The 16,925-nt window shown below is 47.8% G+C and carries 12 protein-coding genes and 1 riboswitch; of the genes, 2 read left to right on the top strand and 10 right to left on the bottom strand.

Annotated elements, in window-relative coordinates; translation table 11 throughout:
- Positions 1-507: 507 nt before the first annotated feature.
- The 5 genes from CHH60_RS27855 to CHH60_RS27835 all read right to left on the bottom strand — a co-directional run bounded on the left by CHH60_RS27855 (position 508) and on the right by CHH60_RS27835 (position 6,767).
- The gene (locus CHH60_RS27855) at positions 508-1,884 is read right to left on the bottom strand and encodes an NCS2 family permease (RefSeq protein WP_095362162.1); all 1,377 of its coding nucleotides are present in this window, start codon (positions 1,882-1,884) and stop codon (positions 508-510) included.
- 178 nt (positions 1,885-2,062) lie between these two features.
- Positions 2,063-2,163: riboswitch (purine riboswitch) on the bottom strand.
- A 213-nt stretch (positions 2,164-2,376) separates the two neighbouring features.
- The gene (locus CHH60_RS27850) at positions 2,377-3,222 is read right to left on the bottom strand and encodes a carbohydrate ABC transporter permease (RefSeq protein ID WP_095293153.1); all 846 of its coding nucleotides are present in this window, start codon (positions 3,220-3,222) and stop codon (positions 2,377-2,379) included.
- Between the two features lie 45 nt (positions 3,223-3,267).
- On the bottom strand, positions 3,268-4,143 hold the full coding sequence (locus CHH60_RS27845; RefSeq protein ID WP_095293154.1) for a carbohydrate ABC transporter permease: 876 nt from the start codon (positions 4,141-4,143) through the stop codon (positions 3,268-3,270).
- 109 nt (positions 4,144-4,252) lie between these two features.
- Positions 4,253-5,470 (bottom strand): extracellular solute-binding protein, encoded by a 1,218-nt coding sequence (locus CHH60_RS27840; RefSeq protein WP_095362167.1) that lies wholly within the window; start codon positions 5,468-5,470, stop codon positions 4,253-4,255.
- A gap of 313 nt (positions 5,471-5,783) precedes the next feature.
- A complete protein-coding gene (locus CHH60_RS27835; RefSeq protein ID WP_095362161.1) occupies positions 5,784-6,767 on the bottom strand; it encodes a glycoside hydrolase family 43 protein in 984 nt (327 codons plus the stop codon).
- A 296-nt stretch (positions 6,768-7,063) separates the two neighbouring features.
- On the opposite strand from CHH60_RS27835, the gene CHH60_RS27830 reads away from it, so the two are divergent.
- Entirely contained in the window at positions 7,064-7,987 is a 924-nt protein-coding gene (locus CHH60_RS27830; RefSeq protein ID WP_095362160.1) for an ArsR/SmtB family transcription factor, read from the top strand.
- A 141-nt stretch (positions 7,988-8,128) separates the two neighbouring features.
- Here the strand turns inward: CHH60_RS27830 and guaA are convergent, their stop codons facing one another.
- From guaA to CHH60_RS27805, 5 genes are all read right to left on the bottom strand, one after another.
- Positions 8,129-9,667: a glutamine-hydrolyzing GMP synthase gene (gene guaA / locus CHH60_RS27825; RefSeq protein ID WP_095362159.1), complete on the bottom strand. Its 1,539-nt coding sequence runs from the start codon at positions 9,665-9,667 to the stop codon at positions 8,129-8,131.
- A 285-nt stretch (positions 9,668-9,952) separates the two neighbouring features.
- Positions 9,953-12,265, bottom strand: coding sequence for a DUF4129 domain-containing transglutaminase family protein (locus tag CHH60_RS27820; RefSeq protein ID WP_095362158.1), 2,313 nt, complete (start codon positions 12,263-12,265; stop codon positions 9,953-9,955).
- Positions 12,252-13,526, bottom strand: a complete 1,275-nt coding sequence (locus CHH60_RS27815; protein WP_095362157.1) for a DUF58 domain-containing protein — start codon at positions 13,524-13,526, stop codon at positions 12,252-12,254. Before CHH60_RS27815 ends, CHH60_RS27820 begins: the two co-directional genes overlap by 14 nt.
- Positions 13,523-14,500 carry an AAA family ATPase gene (locus tag CHH60_RS27810; protein WP_255248107.1) on the bottom strand — a complete coding sequence of 326 codons (978 nt, stop codon included), beginning with the start codon at positions 14,498-14,500 and terminating at the stop codon, positions 13,523-13,525. The genes CHH60_RS27815 and CHH60_RS27810 overlap by 4 nt, the downstream gene beginning before the upstream one ends.
- 114 nt (positions 14,501-14,614) lie before the next feature.
- On the bottom strand, positions 14,615-15,934 hold the full coding sequence (locus tag CHH60_RS27805) for a polysaccharide deacetylase (protein ID WP_095362155.1): 1,320 nt from the start codon (positions 15,932-15,934) through the stop codon (positions 14,615-14,617).
- Positions 15,935-16,241: 307 nt separating this feature from the next.
- Here CHH60_RS27805 and CHH60_RS27800 point away from each other — a divergent pair, with 307 nt between their 5' ends.
- Positions 16,242-16,892, top strand: coding sequence for a DedA family protein (locus CHH60_RS27800; RefSeq protein WP_095362154.1), 651 nt, complete (start codon positions 16,242-16,244; stop codon positions 16,890-16,892).
- The last annotated feature ends 33 nt before the right edge of the window (positions 16,893-16,925 follow it).

Below are 16,925 nucleotides of genomic sequence, written 5' to 3'. Positions count from 1 at the left end.
TTGTGTTTTCTTGGCCGGAATTAGAATATACCATGTTCATATTTTTTATGCAAGTACTTTTTTCAAAAAAAGAAATCAAGCAGAAGCATACAGACTTCTATTCAAATAGTTTCTTCTATATATAATATACGAAGTTTACAGCAAGAGCAGTTATATGATCTCAACCATCAAAGGGTCAAACCGAATTAAGTTCTGAACATAAACGTTGCAGCTTATCCAAGATCTATAACATCACATAAACATAAAGTTCTACACGAGTCCCTTTTATTGATCCAACTCATGCTGTATATCTTTATTGACTTACCTTTACAAGCTATAAATCATCTCACCATATCTCTCACCAACTTCCCCTTCCTTCTATAATAGAAAGAAACTTATCCACTATATAAGGAAAGGAACAGTCTTATATTTCTCAAGCGAGATTTAATTCTAATTCTATATTAATAAAAAAAGGACGAAAGCCCTGATCAAGCCCAGGAGCTTTCGTCCTTATATAGTAGAACTGAATTATTCTCCGCCCATAAAGATATAGCGGGCAAGAACAATGATTGCGAGAATCCACATCAACCAGTGAATCTTCACTTTGCGATCCGTAACCAAGTTACTGAATACGGCCAGAATAACATAAGACAGAATACCTGCAGAGATTCCGTTTGCAATTCCGCCTGTGAAAGGCATCAATACAATTGTAAGGAATGCAGGGAACGCTTGAAGGAAATCATCCCACTCAATGCTGCGCACCTGGCTCATCATCAATACACCTACGATAATTAGGGCAGGCGCTGTAGCAGCAGACGGAACAACCAGCGCAAGCGGAGCAATGAATAGCGCCAGAATGAACAAGATCCCAGTTGTTACCGAAGTCAGACCCGTACGTCCACCCGCTTCAACACCAGAAGCACTCTCAACGAATGCCGTAATAGTACTCGTACCCAATGCCGCACCTGCACTTACACCTACTGCATCGACGAGCATTGCTTTACCAATTGTTTTCTCGCCTTTTTGTTTGTCTTTCATAATCCCCATCCGGGTCGCAGTCCCAACCATTGTACCGAACGTGTCAAACAATTCAACGAAGGTAAAGATGAAGATAATCTCAAACAATCCAAGGCTGATTGCGCCCTTCAGGTCCAACTGTCCAACAGCCAGATCACTAAAATTAGGCAGCCAACTTGCACCGGATAGTCCGCTAAGATTCGTAACACCCATCGGAATACCAATTAGAGTTGTAGCAACGATACCAATGAGCAGCGCACCTTTTACACGCATAACCATCAGTACAGCAATAAGGATCAATCCAATCAGTGCCAATAGCGCATCATGATGCGTCACAAAATTACCGAGTGACAAATTGAAACTGCTGCCGGGAATCGGCTGGCTAAGGTCTGCATCTGGCGCAACATTAACCGTAACAGCAACGAGATTGGCCAATTTGAAACCTACAATAGTAATAAAGAGACCGATACCGACCGTAATGGCCATTTTCAATGTTTGAGGTACAGCCACAAGCAGCATCTGACGAATTCTCGTCACGGTCAAGATAATAAATACGATACCCGAGATGAATACAGCCCCGAGAGCAGCTTGCCAGGTAATTGCCCCATTCGAACTCAATACAACCGTCATGAAGTATGCGTTCAATCCCATACCCGGCGCGAGGGCGATCGGGATGTTAACGAACAATCCCATAATGATGGTCATAAGCCCAGCACCTACGGCTGTTGCAAAAAACACTGCGTTATCCGACATCCCCGCCCCGGCTGATCCGAGGAACAATGTGTTAACAAAAAGGATGTACGCCATGGTCATAAAGGTAGTAAGACCCGCAACAATCTCCGTTCTAACATTTGTTCCGTTTTCTTTTAGTTTAAAGAAACGATCCATAATCCACTAACTCCCCCTTAGAGATGTTGAAGCCATTTTGAAAAACGACAAAGACCCTGGACGGACTTACTTCACCCAGGGTTAGCTATTAGGAGAGGCGTAGCCTATTGCCAAGAACAAAAAAAATTCTAATGTGCGTCCATTATAGTTAACCACGCAGTCATATAGAATTTTGCTGTGCTTAGCCTCTCCTGCTCGTAGCCAGATCATTAGGGTGATCTTGTAGAAACTCCCGGGCCATATCCCCAGGATTATACGAAGTAGTATGCGCTATTTGTTTGTTTTCCCATCCCTATTTTAGAAGCACCGACCTTTTCTGTCAATGATAAAAACGAATGTTAACTATATGTTTATACGGAAACGTTCGTGTTCTGAAAGCGCTGTAAATTTCACAGCAAAAAAAGCCACCGTATATACGGCAGCTCATAATCCAATCTATACATTATTCCTAGTGTAAAACAACAGTTTAACAAACAATGCAGCAATTCAGCATTATCCTTTGATTCCCGAATTCAGATTAATCGATTGCAGGAAATACTTTTGTGCAAAAATAAACAGGACGAGTGTTGGAATGATCGCCAGAATCGCCGAACCCATCAGCTGTCCAATCATGCGATAGTTGCCGTAAATATCCTGCAGTAACAGCAGTCCAGCGGTAATCGGCATTTTTTCGACATCTGTATATACGATAACCGGCCATAGGAAGTCATTCCAGGACCCAATGAACGAGAATAGACCGCACACAATCAACACCGGTTTCACTAGAGGTAAAATGATGGAGTAATAAATTCGGAAATCACTTGCACCATCAACCTTAGCAGACTCGTCCAGTTCGCCAGGTATTCCCTTCATGAACTGACGAACGAGGAAGATATTCCCCATACCAGCCAGCCCCGGAATAATCATGGCCCAAGCTGTATTCACCCATCCAAGCGCCTCAATGATTTTGTAGGAAGGGATCAGGTTAACGACACCCGGGAAAAATGATATCCCGAGGAGCGTGAAAAACAAGGCATCTCTCCCTTTGAACTTCAACCTTGTGTAACCATAGCCTGTAAGGGAAATGATAAAAACGACAAGCACCGTGTGAGATACTGCAATGAGCAGCGAGTTGCTCAACCATCTCAGAATCGGAGCGGTTGATGTATTGTCCAGTATGGCGACGTAGTTATTAAAGTCCCACTCTTTGGGAAATAACCGGAACCCGGCCGACACCACTTCCGCCTGCGAGCGAAACGAAGTCGTGATCCCGAAAATAACGGGCACCACCCATATGACACAAATGGTTACCAAAAATAGATAGGATATATATTTGGAGATACTTATTTTTTTGACCATGTTGATATACCTGCTCCTTCCCGATCCACGTTCGATCCTGCTCCTCTAATTGGCGTTCCGGTTCATTACGTAATATTGCAATGCGGAGATGACCAGAATAACCAGTCCTAACAGCACAGCCATGGCGGAAGCCATACCTGCTACTGACTCACCGGAGCCAAACGCAAGCTGGCGAATATACATCATGAGAACATGCGTAGTCTGCTGTGGTCCACCATCGGTCATCATCAGCGGCTGACCAAATACGTTAAACGAACCTGCTGTTGTCATGACAAATGTAAAAATCAACGGGAAACGGATGGAAGGCAGCGTAATGCTGAAGAATCGGCGTACCGGACCGGCACCATCCATCTCGGCTGCTTCATACAGATCGCTAGGTACACCATTAATGGAAGCGCGATAGATAATCATGTTACCACCGACCGCTCCCCATACAGATATCACAATAATAATGATCCAAGCATACGGTTGATTGGCTGCCCAGGATATCTCTGATCCAAATACGTTACCCGTGATGCCGAGCTGTTTATTGAAAATAAGAGACCAGATGAGCGCTGCAGCAGATATGGAGATCATACCTGGAATGTAAATAATCGCCTGCATGAAGCCTTTGAATTTCACCTTTTTATGTTCAAGGGCTACAGCAACAAGCAGCGGAATAATGATTAACGGCGGAACGCTCAGTGCCACGAAAATCAACGTATTCTTTAAACCGTTAAAGAATTGAAAATGAAATGAGGAATCCTGGTCGAACAGGATCGTCCTATAATTTTCAAAACCGACCCAAACTGGATCGTTAATTAGGTTCCATCTGGTGAAAGAGGCATAAATCCCGTAGATCGTTGGCAGCAGTATAAACACCAAAAACAGGATTAGATGAGGACCAACAAATAAGAACGGTGCAAATGATCGTTTATTCATATCCTTTCATTTCTCCTTTGGGAAAAGCAATGTGCCACTCTTGCGACACATTGCTTCTATTACAGTAGAATGGCGAGATGTACAGTACATCCGTTATGCAATTCAAGTGTTACTGGGCACCACTGCTTCCTTGAGCAATTTTGTCCTCAACCTCTTTTTGCATGGTTTGCAGTGTCGCATCCAACTCCACATTGCCACGAACAATATCAGCCGCGTATTTGTCGACCGCTTCAGCTACATACGGGTAATACTCGTAAGTGTAGATGTAGAGCGATTCGATCTCCTTCTCGTTCGAAGTAAAGAACGACTGCATGTAGTCTTTGTACTCCGGACTCTCAATAACCTGTTTACTCGCAACGGTCTGTCCCGCTTTGGCCCATTCCATTGAATTCTGACGGATAAACTCCAGGAATTTACCGATCCCTTGTTCCTTCTCGTCCGTTCTCGCTTCATTGTTCAGCATGGCAAACAGGTGGGACGAAGAACGGTTTGTAAACTTATCAGCCGTAGGTGAATATACATTAGTCACGCCAAAATTCAGACCTTCAACAGTGGCATGAGCGGTTGAGCTCCATGTACCATCTGTAGAAAACAGGACATTACCGGATTGGAACATCAGGTATCCATCTTCACCGAACGGAGTCATGAGACCGGCATCGGCAATCTTTTTGACACTTTCAAATGCAGCCTTCATTTCAGGAGTGTTCAGTGCTGGTTTTCCATCCTTCTGCACATCTCCGCCCACATTCTGCAATTGTCCGAGGATAACCCATCCGAGCAAAGCATCATTAACAACGAAGTCTCCTTCATCTAATTTGCCTTGCAAGGAAAGCATTTCGTCAATCGTGACAACGTCATCGTCCAGGAATGATTCCGCGTTATACTTTTTCAGCAAATCCTTGTTGTAGTACATGGCATTACTGTGGATATCGAGAGGAACAGTGTACTGTGTCCCATCAATGGTTCCTGTCGACCACGCTTGCGGCAAATAGTTCTCTTCCTTGATTTCCGGCTGTGCTGCCAGCATTGAAGTCATGGGTTCAAGCACGTTTTGCTTCACAAAGCCCGGAACACGGTCAGCATGGATAATAGCCAGATCCGGGACCCCTTTACCGGAGTTAATTACCGTAGACAGCTTGGTGTACATATCAGACGTAATCACATGTTTTAATTTGATTTCTGGTTCAGTGGCGTTATATTCTTTAACTAACTGGTCCATATAGGCTCCATCTTCTCCAGTCAGAGGCGTCCAGAACGTAATCGTATTTTTGTCGTCTGTACTGCAACCCGACAGCACAAAAACCAGCAGAAACAGCGTAGATACCATGATTACAAAACCTTTTTTTGTACGTTTCACACAAGAACCCCCCTAGAATAATCAATCCTAAGCACATTTGTAAACGCATTCAAATATTCAAGAAAATCACAGGGCTCTGCTATATTCTCCTTGAAAACCGGCCTGCCCTGCTTCTAAAGTGCCTTACTGAAGGAAGCTTGCCTAGGAGCACTCCCTTCGCCCTAATACACAAACGTTAATGAATTAATTAATGATTAACATTTGTATGAATTTATCGTAATTCATAGCGCTTACATTTGTCAACCACTTTGTTCCATTTTATTTTTTTATTTATGCTATAGCCCTATACGTTCACCGGTCGACCATCTGGAACAGGTTTGCCAAAGTATGGAAATCCATACTCATCCCAACCAAAGACCTGTGCCCGCATGTGGCGATTCGGATCATAGAGCGGGTCTCCCTCAATTTCTTTATAATTGCGAGCATGATACACCAAAACATCCTGACTTCCGTCCTCCGACACGGTGAAACTGTTATGCCCTGGGCCGTATTGTCCAGCCTCTACATCGGTTTGGAATACAGGTGCCGGAAGCTTTGTCCAACTCTTTGGTGACAACAGGTCGCTCCCTTCCTCTGCATACAGCAATCCCATGCAATAATTATGATCTGTCGCACTTGCCGAGAAGGATATAAATATTTTGCCGTTTCTCTTCAACACCGCTGCGCCTTCGTTGACCAAAAAACCGATCTTCTCCCAATCATGTGTCGGTTCAGCGATCATCACCTGTTCCGAAGCGAGTGTCCACGGATTTTCCATGGATGCAATATACAAGTTGGAATTGCCCACGATGTCCGGATCTTTTTGTGCCCAAACTAGATATTGAACATCTTTATGAAGGAACGAGGTCGCATCAAGTGCGAAACTCTCCCATTTTGTCTTGATCTGCCCCTTTTCCTCCCACACTCCTTCAAGCGGGTTAGCCGAGGCATTTTCCAGCACAAACATGCGATGGTCAAAAAGCCCTTCCACCGTAGCTGTTGTTCGCGCTGCAGCGAAATAGATATACCATTTACCATGGACATAATGAATTTCCGGCGCCCAAATGTTGGCACTCATCGGTCCTTCATCATATTTGCGCCATGCTACGACGGGCTCAGCACTATCCAGCTCTTGAACAGTGCGAGCTCTTCTAACCTCAATTCGATCATACTCAGGCACGGAACCTGTAAAATAATAATAGCCGTCGGTATGTTTGTATACCCATGGATCGGCTCGTTGCGGTATAATCGGATTAACAAATGATTCCTTCTTCGAAACTGTACTCACGTTGTCATCTCCTGTTCTGCACGATACGTTAATGTTTTTGTTTATATATTCGTAAATTTGTTACTAATTCACCTAAATATTAAGTTATTGAGTAACACGTGTCAATGAGTTGGCAGGGTTTTTTTGGTTATTTCGTGGTTCGTTTTTACATTTTTCCGATTACTTCTGTTTTTATGTTGTATTCCTGGTATTATTTATATAAAAACGTTGTGATTATTTTCGAATTTCGATATTATAATATTCTACGTTTACTATTCATATAAATGTTAATATTTCATTTCTTCGGAGGAATTACATTGAAAATCGACCTGAACGAGAAAAACCTGCATATCTTCGAAGCCCTTTCTAGCAGTGTACGTATTCAGATCGTTCATCTGCTGTCTAAAAACTCTATGAATATAAAAGAACTGGCCGAAGCGCTTGGACTTAGTAGTGCCATTATGACCATGCATGTCAAAAAATTAGAAAAAGCCGGTGTGATTGAATCCAATATGGCTCCGGGCAAAGGTGGAGCGGCTCAAAAGGTCTGCTCTCTTCGTATGGACACTCTTGAAATCGCATTCCCGACCAAGGACGTCATCCAACGTGAGATTCACAAAACCGAAATATCCGTAGGACATTTCACGGATCTGCAGATCAAGCCGACTTGTGGCATATGTACAAGAGATTCCATCATTGGAATTTTTGATGATCCCCGGTATTTCCTTGATCCTGACCGACTCAAAGCCAAAATCCTGTGGTTTGGACAAGGATATATTGAATACAAGGTACCGAATTATCTAATGGGAGATGAAAATCCGGAAGAATTGGAGATATCGATGGAGATCTCCTCGGAGGCACCACTCACCAACAACAACTGGCCTTCTGATATTTCGTTTATCATTAATGGCGTTGAGGTTGGAATGTGGACGAGCCCTGGTGACTTTGGAGGGAAAGGCAAACTGAATCCGCCCTGGTGGTTTGAGAGTGTAAATCAGTACGGCCTTCTGAAACATCTCATTATCAAAAAGGAAGGTACGTTTATGGATGGCGTAAAATTGTCCGATGTTACCATCGATGATATCGGCATCCGTAATAGCTACTGGTCACTTCGCATTGCCGTCAAGGAGGATGCAGAGCACATCGGTGGTGTTACGTTATTCGGAGAAGGATTCGGGAACCACAATCAAGACATTATTTTCCGGCTGTACTACACCGACAAAACTGAAAAGCCTGAATGAATTAAGCCTTTGTAAGCCTAGCGATTCTGAGTTAATCATCACTGGCGCAACATCACTGGCATAACTAAAAACTCCCTTTGACATGTGTAATACATGATCAAAGGGAGTTTCTTTTCGTTTTTATATCGTTTATTCGTTAACCTATTCCCACTCAATCGTTGCAGGTGGTTTGGAAGTTACGTCATAGACGATCCGGTTAACGTTATCGACTTCATTTACGATACGCACGGAGATTTTCTCCAGTACATCCCAAGGGATACGTGCCCAGTCGGCAGTCATACCATCGATGGATGTTACGGCACGAATACCTACCGTGTAGGAATACGTACGGGCATCCCCCATAACGCCTACGCTCTTCATGTTCGGCAGAGCCGTGAAGTATTGCCAAATTTCGCGGTCCAAACCTGCTTTAATGATTTCTTCACGCAGGATGTAGTCAGAATCACGAACGATTTTAAGCTTCTCTTCCGTAACTTCTCCAAGAACACGGATCGCAAGACCCGGACCCGGGAAAGGCTGACGGTGTACAATTTCGTCCGGCAGGCCGCACTCTGTACCCACTTTGCGCACTTCATCCTTAAACAAGGTGCTCAGCGGTTCAATCAGCTTAAAGTTCATATCTTCAGGCAATCCACCCACATTGTGGTGAGATTTGATCGTTTGTGCTGTCGCTGTGCCACTTTCCACGATGTCCGTGTACAGTGTACCTTGCGCCAGGAATTCAAAATCATCAAACTGCTTGGACTCTTCATCAAATACGTAAATAAACTCGTTACCGATAATTTTACGTTTTTGTTCCGGATCATCCACACCAGCCAGCTTGGACATGAAGCGCTCCTGTGCATCGATTTTGACAACTTTCATGTCAAATTTGCCAACAAACGTCTCCATTACGCTTTCAGCTTCGCCTTTACGCAGCAGGCCGTGGTCAATGAACATACATGTCAGTTGGTCACCGATCGCTTTGTGAAGCAATGCAGCCACAACGGAAGAATCCACACCACCGCTAAGTGCACACAGTACTTTACCGTCGCCCACTTTTTCACGAATATCCTTGATCGTGTCGTCAATAAATGTTTCCATCGTCCAGTTGCCTTCGCAGCCACAGATGTTAAACAGGAAGTTGCTAATCATATCGTTACCACGAACAGAGTGACGTACTTCCGGGTGGAACTGAACAGCATACAATTTGCGCTCATCGTTACTCATCGCAGCGATCGGCGCACTTTCCGTGCCTGCATCCAGTTTGAAGCCCGGAGGCAACGTAACTACATGGTCACCATGACTCATCCATACCGTATGTTCGCCTTCAATGCCTTGTGCCAGGGCAGATCCCGCGGCAAACTCAAGGTCTGCCTTTCCGTACTCACGTTTCTCGGAACGTTCTACTTTACCTTCAAGCTGCTGTGCCATAAGCTGCATACCGTAGCAAATCCCGAAGATTGGAAGTCCCAGATCATACACACCCGGATCTACATGCGGAGCGTTCTCAGCGTACACGCTGGACGGACCTCCGGAAAATACAATACCTTTTGGTGACAATTCTGCGATCTTCTCTGCCGGTGTGTTATACGGCAAAAGCTCGCTGTATACGCCAAGATCCCGGATTCTTCTGGCGATTAACTGGTTGTATTGGCCCCCAAAGTCAAGGACAACCACAATTTCATTTTGCTTATTCATTACCGTGCCTCCCTCAATTAATGAAACTAATTATACGCAACGACAAAACATACCGTCAAGGAAAGACGAAACTCCTTTTTGTGGGCAGTTTGCAACATTTAATATGAAGACCCCTTCATTGTGAGTTTTCTACAAATTCCCCAGTTCCATTCGCTTCATGTTCAAATGAATATTTCATGCCAAGCTTTATGTAAAACAGACACTATAATGACAAGCCAAAACAGAAAGAAATCGCCCAAAGACGCCTTGTCCGCACTTCGGCGAGCAAGACGTCCCTGGGCGATGTTATGGTACTTGCAGGCGCCGGGCGAGGCGAAGTGCCCGGCGCAGGAATGCAAGACTGTCCGCGCGCAGCGGACGGTCCGGCCCGTACAGCAGCCGTTCCCAGTCGGCTGCAAACCGCGCGATGTCCGCGGCGTCCATGCCTGCGGCCAAGGCGGGTGACGCTGCATACTCCCGCAGCGTCATCCCCGGCGGCCGCGGGCCGTACCGCCGCGCGAGCGCGGCCCAGACCGGAGCTGCGGCGCTGAGCAGCCGCTCACGGTCCGGGAAGCTGCTGCGCGGCCATGCCAGCAGCAGCCTGAGCCGCAGCGCGGGGCGAAGCCGCCGCATGCGCAAGGTCCCGGTAGCGGCCAGCAGCGCCGCTGCCGCAAGGGCTGCCGCGAGCCATGGCTCCGCGGCAAGAGCACGCGCGCGCGCCAGCAGCCAGGCGCCCGCACTATCGATCCCGCCCCCAGATTGCGGCGGGATCTCCTCGCCGGGCTGCGCCCCGGCGACTGCTGCGACGTCCGTACCATCGCCTTGCGGCAATGCGAAGCCCGGCGTAGCCTCAAACGGCATCCAGCCTGCGCCGGGGAAATACACCTCCACCCAGGAATGTGCATCCCCCTGGGTAACGACATACCGGCCCGGTACCTCCGGGTCCGGTGAACCTGCACTGAATCCTTTTACCCAACGCGCGGGAATTCCTTCTGAGCGAAGCAATACAACCATCGCCGTGGAGAAGTGATTGCAGTAGCCTTCCCCTGTGACAAACAGAAAGTCGTCGACGAAATCCGTTCCGCGAGGCGGCATGCGTGTGTCCAGTGTATATTCGGCATGCTCTGCCAGGTAGGTCCGCACTGCCTGGACTGCATCATAACGCGTTTCGCTCTTCTGAATAATGTCACTTGCAAGTGATCGTACCCGCTCAGGCAGAGAGGTGGGCAGCTGCAGATAGGTTCGGCGAATTGCTGCCGGATCCTGACTCGAACTGCGCGCCTCGCCCAATTGACGAAGCTGTTCTGGCGACGCAGTGGGAATCATGACATCGGTTGTATACGTTTTGATCGGGTCACGACTGCTGGATCCGGCAAGCCAGAGCGTAGCCGAGTCTGCATTGGAGAGCAGGGCCATTCTATTTTCTTCGTTCTGTTCATTCTTGTCCTGAAAGGACAGGTTCAAAGGTACTCCGCCCGTAAAGAGCGGGTTAGGTCCCCTCCACGGACGCTCCATCGTAACCGTTTGACGAATGCGTGTCCAGTAGGCTTGGTTCTCCCAGCCATCGGCACGAAACAGCCCTGCCGGGCTGGCTTTTTGAAAGTTTTGTGCAGGATCACTCCATGTACTGCCGTTATAGTAGGAACGAGTCTCCCCGCGCCAATACGTGACTTGAGGGCTCTTCGCTGTAAAAAAGATGGCATTCCCTTGTACCAATGGAGATCCCATCGGCGCATCAGATGTGCTGTATCCCGTGACAGATGCCGAAGCAGGAATGCTGCCGCGTGGTGTATAGCCCGCCCAGCGGGCAAGGCGTTCTCCAATCTGATCAAGCGATATCCGTTCCGGCTCAGGGACCGGGACGACACGTCCGGGCAGAGCAGCAACCAATACCATCCCCGCAGCCGCAGCAGCAGCCACCGCACACCAACGAACATAGGGATATCGGTGAAAGGTTAGTGTTGTGCCCCCTTCCAACAGACGGAGCAGTTGGAGAATAGTCTGGATCAACAGTATCCATAGAACGGATCGTACGACGGAGGCGTAAACATCCAGCCCGGCCAATGTTTCCAGGAGCAGCAAATAAAGCAGGGTAGCACTGCCGAACAGCATCACACTCCGCCGCATCAACACAAGGGATTGCACAGAAGCCATAAGCATACTCCACCCACACATCATCAACAAACCTCTTGTCTCCGTACTGATGGAATAAAAGTGCCCACTTTCCATGAATGAGCGTATATCCTCCATCCATGTTCCAGGGTAACCAAGAGCCCAACCGGCAGGATCACTGCCTCCATACATCAGACATAGAGCAGTAAGAGCCACAAGCAGTCGAAGCACTATCCCCAACATCCAGCCTGCACGCAATAATCCTGAAATCAGGAGCGCACCCGTAAGTCCGGCCATCACCGTCAGAAAACGCCCACTTCCCTGCTGTCCCGAGGAAGTAATCGGATAGATCCATTCCAGGGAGAGAAGCAGCAGAAGAACAGAAATGCTTATCTTATACACGGCGGGTTCTCTCTTAGACCGCTGGGATTTGGATCCCTGACCAAGTACCGAAACTTCTTCGGCAGATTGGACAACCGCCATATCACTACGATTACGCTCCCACATCCGAGACACCTGCCTTTCCAATGAAAGGCATGGATTGGTCTGCGACTGAGCTGACTCTTACCCCGCTAAGCCGAAGCTGTTCCGTCCACTGCTCAGCCGGATTCTCAAGCCCTCCCTGAACTCTATTCCTCTTGGCTTGTTCCTCACCCATCTGTGTTTCGGTTAACTGCACTTCTATTTCATGGCCCAACTCAGCCGCACCCAGCACCCATCCGGTCAGCACGGGATCCAATCTGCCAGTAAGGACAACCATGCGTGTCCCCGCGGGACACTGATCCAGTATGGTTGTATCCGCCAGCAATGAAACGGATAAGTCAGCACTTGATATGCTTGCCTGGGCGAGGCTGTCCAGTGACAGATTTACATGCTCGGCATGGATCAGATCGCTTAACCACCCGGGCTGCTTATCCGGACCAGCCTCTACCCCTGTCCTCCAGAGTTGATAGGGAACATCATCGCGAACAGCTGTAAACACCCAGCGGGCAGCCATGTTAATGGCACGTTCAAACGCCGGATGCTCCTTCGCCCCCTGAATTCGTCGTTCGTAGCCAGTCTTTCCTTCATACAGCAGAATACCCAAAGACGTTGATTCCGATATTTCAGGCAAAAAGGTTTGAAGTTTGCCCGTTTTGGCCGTACTTTTCCAATGAATGCGTCCCAAGGGATCTCCTGGTTGATACTCGCGGAACTCGGGGCTTCGGTTACCTTGACCGGTTTTTGTATTTGCCGAAGTTCCCTCATCTACAGCCGCAAATGCTGCAGATTCACGATCACCGAATGTTGATCCAGACGGAACGACAGCAAGAGATGTCCCGCCCACCGTTTCCGCAGAGACGGTGTTCCATCCGAATACATCTCCCCAGTACAGTTGACCTGAGCCCCACTGATACAATCCTCTTCGCAAGCCAGACATTTGATATTGGTAAGCAAACTTGCGTCTCATTCCCGGAAAAAGTAATTTTCTATGCACTCCAGCGGGCGTATCCTCACAGAGCATGATCCATAGCAGTGGAATTCGGCATTCGAACTCCACTTCCACCTGAACACGCACCATCTCCCCAACCATTATTCGTTCCGAATTCATTTGCCGGCGAATGCGAATTCGGCGCGGCCCCAACAGATGAATGACCAGACCGCTAATCAGGATGAGAGAGACCGTAATGGACAAAAACAGCGCCGCCTTGCCTCCATGCCATAGGTAAAGACAAGCAAAAGCTGCTGCCAAGACCGCATGGAACAGCCATTGAACAGGCGCGGTCATGATCGCCGGCCCCTTCCCTGAGCTGTCATTTGTACCGGTACGGGAACCGATGCTAGTGCATCCTGAATGACTTGTTCCTGACCCCGAAATGCCTCCGTCCTGTTCTGCCCTTTCAACCCGATTCGGTGGGCAAGCACAGGCTGAGCCACCTCTTTGACATCATCCGGAATGACATAGCTTCGCCCCTGTAGGTAGGCATATGCTTGCGTCGCAACCATCCAGGCCAGTGTTCCGCGTGGACTGATGCCGAGCCTCACGGCCGGATGATTACGCGTAGCTATAGCCACTGCAACCAGGTACTGCTTGACTACGGAATCAACGTGCACATGTCTAACTTCGCGCTGCATCGCACTCACTTCTTCAGCGAGCACCACTGGACGAAGTTCATCCAGCAACTCTCTGCTCTGCCCTCTGGTTAGCAGCTCGACTTCCTGTTCCGGTTCCGGGTAACCGAGTCCTATTCGCATTAGGAAACGATCCAGCTGCGCTTCGGGTAACCGATACGTGCCCTCGAACTGCAGCGGATTTTGCGTTGCCAGCAAAAAGAATGGCCTTGGCAAGGCATGTGTCGTACCATCCACTGTAATACGTCGTTCTTCCATTGCTTCCAGCAGGGCTGACTGGGTCCGGGGCGATGCCCGATTAATCTCGTCAGCCAGTACAATGTTGGACATGACAGGGCCTGGCCGGAATGTGAATTCACTCGTGTGGGGGTGATACATGGATGTCCCAGTAACATCTGCAGGCATGACATCGGAGGTGAATTGAATACGACCCATGGAACAGCTCAATGATGAGGCGACAGCCCGAACCAGCATTGTTTTCCCTGTCCCCGGTACATCTTCCAGAAGCACGTGACCCCCACCTAGCATTGCAGTAAGGACATATTGAATCTCTTGTTTTTTGCCTATAATTACACTCTCGACCCGCTTGATCACCCTGTTTAGCAGCTCAACCGCATGTTCATGTTCCATTCGAATATACGACATCCCTCATTCTCCTTCCATTCTGGGCATTCAGAGCCATAGTAATCTATGATTCATTGTTGCCCGGAAGTAGAGAGATTAGTCCTGTCTGGATGCGTTAATTCATATCGTTCTGTACAGGTAGAAGTTTAACGCTGCCGCAAGAGGCATATTGGCCTTTACGATCCACTCGGATTCATTGGACTGAAGCGAAGACACATCCAGCCCCATTATTTCAAGCAGTTCTCGCAGTGGAACCCAGATCGTCCCCCCTTGACTCTGCACTGCCCCCTCTATCGTTCTATCATTCGATAGATTCGCTGAAGTGGATTTTAGTTCACCGTTGACGCTGTTCGCCTGGATCACTTTATCCTTCCATAGCGCAGTCGCCGTTCTGGATTCCACGTCCCAGCGAATGCTGCCGCCGAACTTTTTCATAAACGGTCTTAATGGCACCATAATTCGCTGATCTTCCACGCGGAATTCCCCTGGCTTCAGTGTCCCCGCAGCAAGACCAAGCTCTATCTTGAGTTCCTTGCCGGATAACCACAGGTTACGATTGAATTTCACATGCTCTGCCACCCACTCGGCGCCAGGTGCCTTGCGAGATTTGTATTTCCCTTCGGGATGAACACGGAATTGTACAGGTGGATCCTCCGCTCTCATGGTGTCAAAACGATATCCGTGATCACGGTAGTATTTGATTATTCCGGGTAGGGCCTTGACCGTCTCCGCATGAGCTCCACCATCGTGCATTAACAAGATTACTGAACCGGTACCGGCAGGCACCTTGGTGGAATTGCGCAAAATTTCTTTGGCTGGCACACCTTTGCGCTTCGAATCACCACTGTCGACGTTCCAGTCCATCACGGTATACCCGCCCAATTCGAGCAGATCGAAATAGTTTTGATCAAAATGTCCATATGTTCCGCCAGGTGCACGTACCAGGTTGGGGCGGAAGCCGGTGATCCGGTTCACGATGTCTTCCGTCTGCTTCACCTGTTTCCAGAACGATTTAAAATCACTATACAGTTCATCATAATGATGGTTATAGGTATGATTGCCAAGTGCATGTCCCTCTTCCACAGCAGCCTGAATCAACTCGGGATAACGTTCTGCCTGCTCTCCCAGGACAAAAAATGTAGCCTTTACCTGTTCCTCGCGCAAAATATCCAATACTTCACGGGTATGCTTGCCTGGTCCGTCGTCAAAACTCAGATAGACTACCTTTTCCTTATTGCTCTCTTTGTTAGGTGCAGCAACTTCTGCGCCAGCAGCGTAAGAAGGATATGCTGTCCAGGCATAAGAAGCAAATACGCATATTATTACCGCAAGACGAAGCAGAAACGATGGCCATGCGGGAAAACCATGCTTATGTATGGATTTGGCTTTTAGGGATTGCTCTGCATTTTCCACCATTGTGAAATCCGGTCTCTGCATCATTTACGAATCATCCTCCAACGTCTCTAGTGATTCTGCTGATAGACTTTAGCAGATTTGTTAGAATTATATGGAGGCTTTATCGAAAAAAGACGCGTTTCTGTTTTATATTTTTCACAATTTGGGTTAGCTCATGATTGATTCTTGGCTTGGGATTGGGTAGCATAATGAACAGGCACTTATTACCGGAATCACTGCTATTACGGGGATAAGCACTGCAAATGTTTCATTTGACGGCGGACTGCAATGATCGTATACAAGACAGCATGGAGAGTCATCCGATTCCCCTGTCTTCAGGAGAGTGAATCTATTGGAATTGCTTGAAAAGATCCAACATCTGTTCGGATCCTATGGATACAGCGTTTTGTTTTTTGGCTTGTTGCTGGAATTTATCGCTCTTCCCTTCCCGGGAGAAACAACCATGGCTTACGCAGGATACCTATCATACAAGGGTCAATTGGACTTCGGGATTCTTGCCATCCTTGCCTTTCTCGGAACAACCATCGGCATGACGATCACTTACTTCATTGGTGCCAAAGCCGGTCTGCCCTTCATTGTCCGTTACGGAAAATGGTTTCTATTCAAACAGGACAAGCTGGATAAAACGCAAAAGTGGTTTGCCAAATACGGTAATGCTTTGATTTTCATCGGATATTTCATACCTGGTGTCCGGCATTTTACCGGATACTTCGCAGGTATAGCGGCAGTTCCTTTTCGGAAATTCGCTCTATATGCATACTCGGGTGCACTGTTCTGGGTCGTGTTATTTCTGGGCATTGGAAAAGTATTCGGTCCACAGTGGAACGCGGTGTTCCACCTTGCGCATCAATATGCAGCATATATCGTCGCAGGCATTGGATTGTTACTGATCGCTGCCGTGCTGTACCGTTATCGGAAAGCTTGGGGGCGACGCTCAATCCGCAAGTCTTCTCCAATCAGGCAGAAACAAAATGCAGAATGAAGCATATCCCCGGAGTCGCCACCAGTGCGACTC

The sequence above is a fragment of the Paenibacillus sp. 7523-1 genome (genome assembly GCF_002276415.1).
GTDB lineage: Bacteria > Bacillota > Bacilli > Paenibacillales > Paenibacillaceae > Paenibacillus > Paenibacillus illinoisensis_A.
The sequence above is the reverse complement of the archived record's forward strand: the minus strand, read 5'-3'. Positions and strand labels throughout refer to the sequence as shown.

Bases quoted from the DNA above. Each gene is read 5' to 3' on its own strand.
- CHH60_RS27850 (WP_095293153.1), bottom strand. From the start codon at position 3,222: ATGGTCAAAAAAATAAGTATCTCCAAATATATATCCTATCTATTTTTG.
- CHH60_RS27845 (WP_095293154.1), bottom strand. From the start codon at position 4,143: ATGAATAAACGATCATTTGCACCGTTCTTATTTGTTGGTCCTCATCTA.
- CHH60_RS27805 (WP_095362155.1), bottom strand. From the start codon at position 15,934: ATGATGCAGAGACCGGATTTCACAATGGTGGAAAATGCAGAGCAATCC.
- CHH60_RS27820 (WP_095362158.1), bottom strand. From the start codon at position 12,265: ATGTGGGAGCGTAATCGTAGTGATATGGCGGTTGTCCAATCTGCCGAA.
- guaA (WP_095362159.1), bottom strand. From the start codon at position 9,667: ATGAATAAGCAAAATGAAATTGTGGTTGTCCTTGACTTTGGGGGCCAA.
- CHH60_RS27840 (WP_095362167.1), bottom strand. From the start codon at position 5,470: ATGGTATCTACGCTGTTTCTGCTGGTTTTTGTGCTGTCGGGTTGCAGT.
- CHH60_RS27815 (WP_095362157.1), bottom strand. From the start codon at position 13,526: ATGACCGCGCCTGTTCAATGGCTGTTCCATGCGGTCTTGGCAGCAGCT.
- CHH60_RS27810 (WP_255248107.1), bottom strand. From the start codon at position 14,500: ATGGAACATGAACATGCGGTTGAGCTGCTAAACAGGGTGATCAAGCGG.
- CHH60_RS27855 (WP_095362162.1), bottom strand. From the start codon at position 1,884: ATGGATCGTTTCTTTAAACTAAAAGAAAACGGAACAAATGTTAGAACG.